The organism is Clostridium sp. ZBS2, assembly GCF_023845855.1.
GTDB lineage: Bacteria > Bacillota > Clostridia > Clostridiales > Clostridiaceae > Clostridium > Clostridium aquiflavi.
The window spans coordinates 52691-65624 of the sequence record NZ_JAMQIF010000008.1; the positions used below are offsets into that span (position 1 = coordinate 52691).

13 protein-coding genes are annotated in these 12934 nt (G+C 27.9%); all 13 read left to right on the forward strand.

Translation table 11 applies throughout. The features are described from left to right. The first annotated feature begins 647 nt into the window (after positions 1–647). The 13 genes from NG918_RS05750 (at position 648) to NG918_RS05810 (ending at position 12813) form a co-directional block, all read left to right on the forward strand. Positions 648–1427 (forward strand): hypothetical protein, encoded by a 780-nt coding sequence (locus NG918_RS05750; RefSeq protein WP_252225204.1) that lies wholly within the window; start codon positions 648–650, stop codon positions 1425–1427. Positions 1428–1443: 16 nt separating this feature from the next. After that, positions 1444–2022 (forward strand): hypothetical protein, encoded by a 579-nt coding sequence (locus NG918_RS05755; protein ID WP_252225206.1) that lies wholly within the window; start codon positions 1444–1446, stop codon positions 2020–2022. Positions 2023–2042: 20 nt separating this feature from the next. Continuing rightward, positions 2043–3467, forward strand: coding sequence for a phage tail protein (locus NG918_RS05760; protein ID WP_105176489.1), 1425 nt, complete (start codon positions 2043–2045; stop codon positions 3465–3467). Between the two features lie 94 nt (positions 3468–3561). Next, a complete protein-coding gene (locus NG918_RS05765) occupies positions 3562–4164 on the forward strand; it encodes a hypothetical protein (RefSeq protein WP_252225209.1) in 603 nt (200 codons plus the stop codon). A gap of 108 nt (positions 4165–4272) precedes the next feature. Further along, a complete protein-coding gene (locus NG918_RS05770) occupies positions 4273–4800 on the forward strand; it encodes a hypothetical protein (RefSeq protein ID WP_252225211.1) in 528 nt (175 codons plus the stop codon). A gap of 252 nt (positions 4801–5052) precedes the next feature. After that, the gene (locus NG918_RS05775; protein ID WP_252225213.1) at positions 5053–5436 is read left to right on the forward strand and encodes a DUF4280 domain-containing protein; all 384 of its coding nucleotides are present in this window, start codon (positions 5053–5055) and stop codon (positions 5434–5436) included. 32 nt (positions 5437–5468) lie between these two features. Further along, on the forward strand, positions 5469–6983 hold the full coding sequence (locus tag NG918_RS05780; RefSeq protein WP_252225215.1) for a contractile injection system protein, VgrG/Pvc8 family: 1515 nt from the start codon (positions 5469–5471) through the stop codon (positions 6981–6983). 1 nt (position 6984) lies between these two features. Continuing rightward, positions 6985–8319, forward strand: a complete 1335-nt coding sequence (locus NG918_RS05785) for a hypothetical protein (RefSeq protein ID WP_252225217.1) — start codon at positions 6985–6987, stop codon at positions 8317–8319. A gap of 72 nt (positions 8320–8391) precedes the next feature. Further along, complete coding sequence (locus NG918_RS05790; RefSeq protein WP_105176495.1) at positions 8392–8883, forward strand: hypothetical protein; 492 nt, start codon at positions 8392–8394, stop codon at positions 8881–8883. A 15-nt stretch (positions 8884–8898) separates the two neighbouring features. After that, positions 8899–9426, forward strand: coding sequence for a hypothetical protein (locus NG918_RS05795; RefSeq protein WP_105176496.1), 528 nt, complete (start codon positions 8899–8901; stop codon positions 9424–9426). 267 nt (positions 9427–9693) lie between these two features. After that, entirely contained in the window at positions 9694–10884 is a 1191-nt protein-coding gene (locus NG918_RS05800) for a late control protein D (RefSeq protein WP_252225219.1), read from the forward strand. A 1-nt stretch (position 10885) separates the two neighbouring features. Continuing rightward, positions 10886–11965, forward strand: coding sequence for a hypothetical protein (locus NG918_RS05805; protein WP_252225221.1), 1080 nt, complete (start codon positions 10886–10888; stop codon positions 11963–11965). 17 nt (positions 11966–11982) lie between these two features. Then, the gene (locus NG918_RS05810) at positions 11983–12813 is read left to right on the forward strand and encodes a hypothetical protein (RefSeq protein ID WP_252225223.1); all 831 of its coding nucleotides are present in this window, start codon (positions 11983–11985) and stop codon (positions 12811–12813) included. The last annotated feature ends 121 nt before the right edge of the window (positions 12814–12934 follow it).

A 12934-nucleotide genomic window follows, 5' to 3' on the forward strand; every position in this document is an offset into this window, starting at 1 on the left:
AGTCCAATTACAATGCCACTTTACCTATTACATATATCAACACATGCTTAAAACAGACATAGACGTTATTATAAAGGATGAGATAAATGAAAGGAATACATTTGCTCGGTTACTGAAAAGTTTATTGGGTATATCTAACATTACAAGTTGTACCCAAAATGCTAGCTTCAAAGATGAACTTTGAACAAGCACATTTGGAACAACTTATAATGAAGAACCACTAACCAAAAACTTTTTTAATGTAACACTACACAAAAGATACCTTTCATTTCTAATTTAACAATTAGCTTAGAGTATCACACCTATTAAAAATATTTTAATACGGTGTTGATATATGCATAAGTAAAATGGTCAAAGCGAAATGAAAGCTATACTTTTATTCGGTTACTTAAAAGTTTATTGGGTGTATCTAACATTACAAGTTATACCCAAAATGCTAGCTTCAAAGATAAACTTTGAACAAGCATATTTGGAACAACTTATAATGAAGAAACACTAACCAAAAACTTTTTTAATGTAACACTACACAAAAGATACCTTTCATTTCTGATTTAACAATTAACTTAGATATATCAATACATGCTTAAAACAGATATACACGTTGCTATAAAGAGTGAGATAAAGAAACATTGAAAGAAGGTGGTTTGGTGTTTGAAAATAGGTATCCACTATTTGAGAGTGGTAGACTTTTAAAAATAGATATGCTTAATGAGCTTAGGGATTATCCAAGAACATTTATTGACATAATGCTTAAGGAGTATTGTGATGGAGTAATCTTTGGATGCTCAATAGATGTAGTAGATGATTTTTTGATGATAAGAAAAGGGATAATTAAATATGATGAAGTGATCTATATTTTAAAAGAGGATACAAAAATAAAATATGAATGTAACAATAAACTTACTATATTAAAGGTAAGATTTTTGAAGCAGGTAATAGAAAAGGATTGTATAGAAAATTGCAGTGAAATTTATTTTGATGATGAACTTGAATTAAAGGAAAATGAAATGGAACTATGTAGATTTCAACTTAGAGAGGGAGCACATTTAAGAGTAAATTATACTGGTTTTGAAGATTTATCAACGGAGTATGACACTGTAAATTTAATTAATGTTCCTCATGCCACTAAAAGCACAAAAGGTTTATCACCAATTATTTTAAGAATGTTTGGCAAGGAACTAATAAAGTGCAATATTAATGAAGCATGGGACATAACTTTTGCTACTATGTGCATTCAAAATAAGGATGCAATTGAAAAAGATATAATAAAAAGCTACCTATCATATAAGCTAAATATTCAAGAAAAGGATTATTCAAATGAGGAATTGTATTTATATCTTTTAGAGGTATTAAAAAAACAAAGGGAGGATTCAGGAACAAGTAATAATCATAAAAGAGGAAGATTTAAAAAGATATTGATAGATTAAGGGGAGGATGAGAAATATGGATGAAAGAGTAGATGAAAAGATATTAGATTTTATCAATGCAACAGAAGAAAGGGAACTTAGAAAAGATATCACAAATGGGCCAGTAAAAATCGGAAAGAGATACTATGAATTTGAAGAAAGTGAATTCTTTGATGAAAAGTTAAAGATATATATTCCAAAAGATTTTACTGATATGTCACTGGCAGCAAGAAAACTTAAATATCCATCTGAAAGTAGACCAGAAATAATTAAATGTAATGAAAAAGGAAATATATGTATAACGTTAAAAAAGATTAATAGTCCATTAGAAGAAGAAAATGTTGAAAAATTAAAAAATGGAATGAAGGTTATTATAAGAAAAACTAATCCAGCTAATGTATTTTATGAAGATGGAGTATTAGAGGTTGATTGTAAAAATATTGGATTCTTTGAATTTAAAAGCTATGCTATTGATGATTCATTATATAACATAATGTTTTTTCTTGAGTTTGAAGGAAAAACATTAATGGGAACATTTAGCTGTATATATAATGAATGTAAAGAGTGGAGAGAGATTGCTTTTCAAGTTATTAAAACTATAAGAATAATAAAATAAGATAAGGGGGATGGATTTTAATGTGTAATGGATATACGTATACTCAAGGAGATATTTTAATAGAACCATATAGGTTTCAAAAAATAACGAAATTAAAGATTATTAGAGAATTAAATGAACATGCGAAGCTTTATATAAGTGGAATAATTGATGATGAAAGTGCTGATAAGTATGTTGAAACAGCAGATGCTGAATCAAGTATTAAGATATCATTAAAAGATAATAATGGTACTGTAATTAATGTATTTGAAGGAATTGTTACTAATATCGGTATTAATGCAAGTAATTATGCAAGAACATTAAAAATAGAAGCATTAAGTAAGACATTTTTACTTGATATAAAGAAAAAGAATAGAACATTCCAAAATGAAAATTATACTTATAAAAATGTTTTTAGTGAAATTATTAGTGATTACAATGATGTACAAATATTAAATTATATTACTAATCAAACTAAAATTGATAAATTAATAGTTCAATATAGAGAAACAGATTGGGAACTTCTAAAAAGATTAGCATCGCATTTTAATGTTCCATTAGTTCCTGAATGCACTTTATCAGGAATAAAATATTTCATGGGGAATTCAGGATGTTCAACATTATACGAACTTGATGAATTTAATTATTCAATAAAGAAAGGTCTACAAGAATACAGACTTAAATCAGAAAATGATATTGATGATTTAAATGATATTAATTTAATAAGTTATGAAGTAGTAACTAATATAGTAATGAAGTTATATAATTTAGTTAATTTTAAAGGAAGAAGTCTTTATATATATAGAACAGAATTAGAACTTATAAATGGTGTAATTTCAAATAAGTATATTTTAAGAGATGAAAATGGAATGAAGGTAAGAAAAATTTATAATAACAAAATAGTTGGAATTTCCCTTCAAGGAAGAGTTACAGATACAGAAAAAGATAAAGTTAAGGTTTCTTTAGAGATTGATGGAAGTCCAACACAATGTGAAGGTTCAAAATGGTTTGAATACTCCACTATATTTTCATCACCAGATGGAACTGGATGGTATTGTATGCCTGAAGTTGGAGATGCAATAAGATTATATTTTCCAGATAATGTTGAAAGCAATGCCTATGCTATAAGTTCAGTTAACCTACAATCAAGTAATTCTTCTAAACGTAGCGATCCTTCACGAAAGAGTATTGGCACTAAATATGGAAAAGAAATTGTTATGAGTCCTGGAGCAGTTGAAATAATAGGAAATGGAAATTTACTTATGAGGCTTACTGATGATGGAGGAATAGAAGTAAACAGTGATAAAAGTATAGTTATGAGCGCTGGAGGAGATGTATCTATAAGTGGAGGCGGAAAAGTAACAATACAGGGTGATGCAGGAATCAATTTAACTCAAGCAGGAGCAAATATGACAATACAAGATGATGTAGTAATGAGTGGTGGAAAGGTAAATATCCAAAGTTAGGCACATTCAAAAAATAATAAGTCAATATGCTAGTCTATTTTGGACATGTTATTTTCGTTCATGTGTCTTAGGAAAAATTATAGGTGTTAAAGAAATGATAATACAAATTGATAAGGAAAAAGTATTAAAAGAATTTGAAGAAAAGTATGTACACAATAGATATATTACTGAATTTGAAAAAATAATAGAAAAATATAAAACTGACAGAGAGAGTATTAAGAAGAATTTGAGCTCAAAATTTAATTCTATATGTACAGAAGCTATTTTACTTCAGGAAAAAGAGCAAAAAGGAGAAATAAGATATATTTATTTTTCAATGCTTAGAACAAAGATTCTTGAAAATAAAGGACAATGGAGAATTGATTTTTATGATGAAAAGTGGTTTTTAGATAAAGAGGAATGTTCAATAAATATAGATTTAGATTTTGTTTATGAACCTTTGTTTAATCATATGAAAGAACTTTCAGAGAAGAAAAAAGAATATGGAAGAACTATTAAAGAAAAAGATATACAATTTATAAAATTGAGAGAGGCAAATATATATCATAGTTTAGCTCTAAATGTAATTAGAGATATGCTGCAAAGTTTTTTAGAATGTTTATCATATAAGAAAATGAAAAAGACAGAAGATATAGTTATTATGGCTGGAGAATATAAGGATAATGCAATTGCAGTGTATTCTCAAAAGACACGTTGATAAAAACAAATTTAAATGCCAGTTTATTATACTACAATATCAATACTGTTTTAAATATAGCAAAGTATTAGAATTTATTAATTTTATATAAGCATGGAAAGGAAAAGGATGGATTATTTTTTATTAAAGCAGGATGAAGAGTATACCAATGCACCAATGTTGATGGATGTATTTAATAATATTGATGTTAGAAATATTAATTTATTAAATGCTCATAAAATTGATGATATTGTTATTTTAAATGTCAAGTGCAATGATGAAACTGAGTTCTTAGATATCTTAGATAGAAATCTATTTCTTATTTCAAAAGAAATGAAAAAAATAATTGAAAAGTATGATTCAGAAATTTTATTTAAAACCATTCCTTTAATAGATTTACCTCATGAAAGACAAGAAAATTATTATATGCCAATATTTGAAGAAATAGAATGTTTAAGTGAAAAAGCAGAATTAAATTTAAATAAAACTGTAGTAAAAAAAATTATATTAGATAAAGAAAAAATTAGAAATAAAAAGATTTTTAAGATAAAAGAAAGCTCAAAAACCTTGGTGGTAATAAGATTAGATGTTGCTGAAAGTTTGCTTAGAAGGGAATTTAAAGGAATGTGTTTAGAAAGATTAGAAATTGATGATTAAAATCTATCTTTTAAAACATTGTTCATATTCTAGTATAAAGCTCATGGACAGAGGAATTTAATTTAAGAACTCTAAAAATAAAGCTTAGTCCAATTAATGCATGCTCCCAATCAAAGATTGCTGACAAGCAATTAATTGTACAAATCTTCATTGAGAGTTCTAAAAAGCAAATTCCAATGCCATTTCGCCATTATACTAGAATATCAACATTTAAAAAACATAGTCTTAATTAAAAAATAGGAGATGATGAAAATGGCAAATGGTACTGCTTATGTAGTTAGGGGAGCTAAAATGAAATGTAATAAAGGAAGCCATAAAAAAAGAATAAATCTGCCTACAAGTCATGGAACATATTCAAATGGAAATCCAATGATGAATGAAAGTGACAATGTGGTAGGTAAAAACATAAGTTGTTTCGGAGTATGTAAAGGGAGCTGTCCTTCAAGTGAAAATGTTACTTTAACAAAAGAAAAGGGCGGTACAGTAACGGGAAAAAAGTGCAAAGTAAAGATATTAAAAGAGTGGATGAATACTAAAGAAGACACTTTAGTTGATGGAGAACCAGCATTGACTACGGATTCAACATTGATATGTGCATATGGAGGAATAATAAAATTTGTTACAGATGGACAATAGTAAAAAATTATAAAACTTAAGGGGAAAAGTATATGGGAGAAATTAATAGATTAAGGGTAAAATCGCCATATGAGCTAATGAAAATAGTAGATATAAAAATTGAAAATAAACCTAATGAACATGGATATTTATATTTGAAATGTTTAATAGATGACAGTATAAATTTTAATTCTACTATAAAAGCTTCCACAGAAGATGAAATATGTGTTTATGAAGAAATGGAAGATATAGATAATGAGAATAAAAGTACAAGCAGTGGTGAAAACACAATAAATATAAATGAAGTTAATGAAAGAAATAGTAAAAGATTATTTAATGGAATAGTGCAAAATATTAGGACAACCAATGTAAATGGAATATATTATTTAGAGATTCAAGCTCTAACTTCAAGCTTTAAATTAGATATAAAGGAGAAGAGCAGATCTTTTCAAAATGTTGATATGACTTATGATGATCTTATAAATGAAATATTAAAAGATTATTCAGGGTATACTTTTACTCAAAATATAGGGAAAGGACAAAAAATAGATAAGCCATTATTTCAATATAAGGAAACAGATTGGAATTTTTTTAAGAGGATTGCAAGTGAGTTAAAATCAGAATTATATTGTGATATAATAAATTTGAATTATATGTTTAATTTTGGAATACCAAGTGAGCATAGTTATAAATTAAATGATAATATGAATTATGAGGCTTTAAAAAATTTAAAAAGATTTCATGAAGCAGGTGGATATAATTCAGGATATCACGATACAGATTATTTTTATTATGAAATAAAGACGCGAGATATTCTTGAAATTGGTTCTGAAATTTATTTTAAGCAGAAAGAATTATATGTTAGAGAGTATAAAGCTTATAGAAATAAGGAGGAAATAATCTATAAATATAAATTATGTAGAAAAAATGGTGTATGGCAAACAAAATTATATAATTCACTTTTAGGTGGAGCATCTATTGAAGGAAAAGTTCTAGCAGTAAAAGAAGAGTTAGTAAAGATTCATTTAAATATAGACGAAAATCAAAGTGAAGAAGAAGCTTTTTGGTTTAGATATGCCCCACCATCAGTAAACATAATGTATGCAATGCCTAGCATTGGAGAAAGTGTAAGACTTTATTTTCCAAGTGAAGGTAATGATGAACCAATTATTACAGGTTGTATAAGAACAAATGGAGACACTTGTGGACAAACATCTGATACAACCAATAGATACTTTCAAACAGAATATGGAAGTGAAATAGCAATACTTCCAGGAGCATTAAATATAAATGGTGGAAGTAAAGAACCATTAAGTATAAATTTTGAAGATGAAAGTGGAGTAACTCTTACAAGTCCAACTGGATTAAATTTAAATGCAGGTGGAGAAATAGTAATAAGCACCAAAAATAACATAAATATAAGTGCACAAAGTCAAATACTCATGACAAAAGGAAATACAGAAAATGGAGTCTCAATAGAAGGCGAATTTCATATTAGAGCAAATAACGTAATAAAAAACGGAAGCAGTAGAGAATCTTATGCTCCTTTTGCAGAAGGAGGGGTATAAGATGTCATTTTTTAATAGTGTAGTAAGTGCTGTTGTTGGAGCAGTAGCAGCAGTAGCAAATGCAGTAGTCAGTGCAGTGAAATCTATAGTATCTGCAGTTTCTGGAAAGGGTTCACAAGATGCGGGAGGAATGACTGCACTTGGAGCTATGGCAACAATTGCAGATGTCTTTGAAGATGGTGAGATTGATGAAGATGAGGAAGAACTGCTCGAAGAAGCATTTAAATTATTGGTTGGAGCTTTTATATTTCCATTTGATTCTGGTTCATCAGAGTGTAATTCAGCAGAAGAAAAATCCACCATTTTTGATTCAGTTGGTGCAGCGGTTAGCAAATCATGGAATTCTATAAAAGAAATAGGTCATGATTTTTGGAGTGAAGCGGATAGTAGAGGACAAAAAGCTTTTAATTCAGGATATGATTTTGCTAATTGGTTGGGTTGTGGAGTACCTGATGTTGTTAGGGAAACTCTAAAATCAAATGCAGAAAGATCAGAAAAAGCATTTGATTCTGCTTATGATTTGTCTAATTGGATTAGTTCTGGAAGTGTAGATATGGTAAAGGAAACATTTAATCCAAAAGATCCTTTATCAAAAGAACATTGGTTAAATAGTTTTGGAACAGCATCAGCTATTTTTGGAATTAAGGGGACTAAAAGTACTATGTCTTCAAAAGGTGGATTTGGAGTAAAAGAAGAGCTTGGAGTTGTAAATAAAGGGATAAGTAATTCTGAAATTAGTAGAGGAGAATATTTAAGAAATAAATTTGGAAAGATTAGTTCAGAAGATTTAAATAACTATATTAACTTAAAGCAAGAACTTAAAGATTGGATAAAAAATAATCCAGATGAACTTGATGGTGTAAGCATGACGTCTAAAGTATGGGATGTGCATAATCAAAAAATTAGTGATAGTTATACAGGACTTAGTGGAAAGTCAAATATGAATAAATTCTTAAATGATGTACAGTCAAGAGGAAAGTCAACATATATTCATGAAGATGTTATAAGTGGATTTAGAGAATTAGCTAATAAAAAAGGTATAGAGCTAAATGAAGATGTTCTTGCAAATGCTAACAAAGGATATCTATCGAACTCTGATAGGAAATATTTAACTACTATTTCTAAAGAGATATCAGAAGAAGAGTTTTGGAATGTTTTAAATTGCGGAGATATAAGAGCTGTAAATGAAGCTCTTATAAAAGGAGCAAACAAATCAGATTTAATGGGTGCTTCTTACAATGTAGGTAAACAAATGTTTGAAATGAGATGTAATAATTGTGAAATAACAACTAAAGGAACACAGTGGTATCTTCAACAAGCAGAACCATATAAGTAAAAGATGTATTAAGTGCTAAATAATATAAAAAATGGAATAATGCCAAGAATAAATTATTAGTAGGAGGAACAAATGCATAAAAAAGAGGATTTTAAAGATTTAAATATGTTAGAAGAGGTAGCATACAGTATAGCATGTCTAGAGAAATTATGTCTAGAGTGGAATATAAAGAGTAAAAAATTAGTTGCATGCATAGAAATTTTTTGGGGTTTTACAAAAAAAGATATTGATTGTTGGGAAGAAGATATTTATAGCATTAAACGTAATTTAAAAAATATTGAAAGATATGAATTAAACAATATTAATGAAGAAAAGAAACAGAGTATAGCTAATATTATTGATAAGATATTAAAAATTAGTTTAACTAATTTATATACAAGATATTCATATAAAAGTGCAGTAGAAGATATACTAAGCATTGAAAAGGAGTTAGAAAAAAGTAAAATAGATTGTCCTGATTTAAATGATTATATGAGGAATGAAAAACTAAGACAAAGTGATTTTATCAATTTAAGATATGATAAGTATAATTTGACCAATAGTATTTCATTTAAAGAAAAGTAGAAAGATGGTGAGAAAATGGAAAGCTTAGATTTTAATAATATATCTATAAGAGGAAGGTTTGTATTTTCAGTAGATTGTTTGCTTAAAGTAATTAATAAATTTCAACTAGTAAGTGGCCTGGATACATTTGTATTGAATTTGTTAGAATTTACAAGTTTCTCTAAATTGGAATTATGGGAAATGAAAGTAATAATATTATTGCCAGAATGTTTAGATAATAATACTCTTTCTCATAATTTTAAATATTATAAGGACATTACTGAAGAAAAACAAAATCTTTTAACAAGCGTATTTTTAGAAGTTTTAAGCGTTGGAAGAGCAAATTTATATAAGAATTTTGAAAATGATATAACATTGAAACATGTTAAGAATATAGTAAATTTACTAAATAAAAATAATATAGATTTACCAAGTATTGATAAAATAAAATTTTCAAAAGTCTCAGAAAATGATGGATGGGGAAATACATTTGATTGTGAAATTGGATATGATGATAATTATGAGTATGAAATGCATTATATTGTAGATGTTGTAAATAATTAGTAGGTTATTTTTTCTTAGAGTTAGTGAATGCATAATAATGAAAAAGTTAATTGAAAAAATAAATACCATAAGAATTGAATAAGCTAAATAAAATGTGAATATTAGCTAACTGCATAATATTAATAATGTAGTGAAAAGATGAAATGAACTAGCTGAAAGTTAAGTAGGCTGGTTCATTATTTTTTAGCAGTTAACATATATAAAGAGAGTATAGATGCGTAAGCTGATAAGCCAGGAAAACTCGTTAAGTAATCCAACTTAAAGTTGATGGAATTTATTATAGAAATATATGGATTTACATCAAGTTTTAAATTAGATATAAAGAAAAGGAGCAGATCTTTTCAAAATATTGATATGACTTATGATGCTCTTATAAATGAAATATTAAAAGATTATTCAGGTTACACTTTTACTCAAAATATAGGGAAAGGACAAAAAATAGATAAGCCTTTATTTCAATATAAGGAAACAGATTGGAACTTTTTAAAGAGAATTGCAAGTGAGTTAAAATCAGAATTATATTGTGATATAATAAATTTGAATTATATGTTTAATTTTGGAATACCAAGTGAGCGTAGTTATAAATTAAATGATAATATGAACTATGAGGCTTTCAAAGATCTAAAAAGATTTCATGAAGCTGGTGGAGATGAAGTTTATCATGACACTGATTATTTTTACTATAAAATAAAAATGCGAGATATGCTTGAAATTGGTTCTGAAATTTATTTTAAGCAAAAAGAATTATATGTTAGAGAGTATGAAGCGTATAGAAATAAAGAGGAAATAATTTATAAATATAAATTATGCAGAAAAAATGGGATATGGCAAACAAAATTATATAATTCATTTTTGGGTGGAGCATCTATTGAAGGAAAAGTTCTAGCAGTAAAAGAAGAGTTAGTAAAGCTTCATTTAAATATAGACGAAAATCAAAATGAAGGTGAAGCTTTTTGGTTTAAATATGCACCTCTAACAACAAATATAATGTATGCAATGCCTAGTATTGGAGAAAGTGTAAGACTATATTTCTCAAGTGGAGGTAATGAAGAACCAATTGTTACAGGCTGCGTAAGAAAAAATGGAGATACATGCGAAGGCACATCTGACACAATAAATAGATATTTTCAAACAGAGCATGGAAGTGAGATAGCAATGCTTCCAGGAGCCTTAAATATAAAAGGTGGAAGCAAAGAACCATTAAGTATAAATTTTGAAGATGAAACAGGGGTAACTCTTACAAGTCCAACTGGATTAAATTTAAATGCAGGTGGAGAAATAGTAATAAGGACACGAAACAACATAAACATAAGTGCTCAAAGCCAAATATTAATGACTAAAGGAAATACAGAAAATGGAGTATCAATAGAAGGCGAATTCCATATAAAAGGTAATAATGTAATAAAAAATGGAAGCTGTAGAGAAGCTTATGCTCCTTTTGCAGAAGGGGGAGTATAAAATGGACTTTAGTATTGGAAATTTAGTAAAAGGTGTTGTAGGAGCAGTTGCAAAGGTAGCAAATGCAGTAGTTAATAAATTATCACCAGTAGCTAAAGGAGGAGGAATTCTTGGGGGGATTGCTGGCGCAATAGTTGGAGTAGCAGAAGCAGTTCTTGGAGTTACAGCTGAATTTGCAAATGCTTGTGAAGATGGTGAGATTGATGATGAAGAAGCTGAAGAACTGTTACAAGATGTATTTAAATTGTTGGTTGGGGCTTTTATAGGAATGTTTGGTTCTAGTGGTTCAGGCTCAAATAGTATAGATAGAAAAAGTGAAGTATTAGATGAAGGAACAATTAATACTGGAAAAAATCTTTATACATTACAAGAGGCAAATGAATATATCAATTGCAATATTTGGGGTTTTGATATGGGGCATAAAGTGTATTTATCAAATCAAGTATCAAGTTTACCTGAACAAATAACATATAAATCAGGTGGATATACTTATGTTTATGAGTTGCAAGAATGCCCTCCTTCTACGTTTAATGGAATTGAACTTCCTTCTTGTGAGGATATTGTCTTTGATGATGGAACAATATTAAGCAGTAAATCGTATAGATATGGTCTTGTTTATACTGATGAACCTAAGGGACCAGAGTTAACAATACAAATCATGCCAATTTTACCGGGGAAAGGTTTTGCTTTGGGAGAAACTATTCCACCAAAAAAATTATTAGGTACTGAACATGCGAAAATTGAAAATCCAAGAGGCTCACTTAATGAAAAAATTCCACGAAGTAAAACTGCTAATAAAAATATTAGATTAACACAAAGACTTACTAGGGAAGAAAAAAGAATTGCAAATCAACATCTTGATGATCTTATGGCTCGAAGAAAAGGAGATACTGTGGCAGCATCACGATTGTCAAAATATAGAGAACATCAACTTGAAAATTTAAGTAATACAGGAGGAGATAATTTTGAAGGTTGGACTTCACTTGATCTAAGTGATACAAATAATGTAAATAATATAATGAGACTTATTTATAGAGAAGTATCGAATGGAATAGAATGGAAAGTTATACAACAACACTAATTAGAGGAGGATTTATAATGAAGGATAATATCACTGAAGAATTAATAAACTTTACAATAAATAGTTATTGCCAAGAAAATGATAGTATTTTTTTAGGAAGCTTAATGGTATTAAAAAAATATGCTGATTTTGAATATGTAGAGGGGAATTCAATACTTAAACTTATTAACATAATACCAGTTGTTAAAGACATTACAACTAGGGCATCTCTTATTGAAATTATAGTAGAAGTACTATGTTATCACTATGATAATAATGAAGAACTTTTATATGATAATAATGAAGAACTTTTAGATGAATATGTACATCTTTTATCACAAAATGCTACTAGTATTGAAGACGCTAAAAATTGTTTAATTGCTTTTATAATTTTAGGTGTTAATAAAGATAAGCTATTTAATAAAATAGTTAAAAAACTGAATAAAAAACAAGCTGTTCAAATATTTATGAATATAAGTGATGAATGGGAAATAGTACCCAAAGAGGCTAAGGAAATGTATACAGAAGTTGAGTTGGCAAAAAAAATAAGCTATCGCTCAAGTGTAGTCTCAACATTTTTATTAATAGTACATCCATTATGTTCAAAATATGAATATATTAATTGTATATCATTTTCATGTTCATCTCTTTTAGCAGCAATTGCAGATTGGGGATGGAAAACATCAGGAAGCACTAATTATCTTGTTGAAAGAAAAATAATTACTAAAAAAGAAGGTAAAATTTTAGAACATTTAGGAGCGTTATTAATGAGTGATATAGAATGGGATTCAGAAGAGATTAAAAAATTATATTATGAATTTTTTAATAATAAAGATCCTCTTAATGTTATGTTCACTTTACCGGAGTAAGTGATAAAAAATAGAAATTCTTTACTATGTAAGTTAATATTGAGAATGTACTTTAAAAAATCAAATGATTTATAAAGTATTCAATAAACTGTAAATACTATATGAAGTAAAATAAAGATAA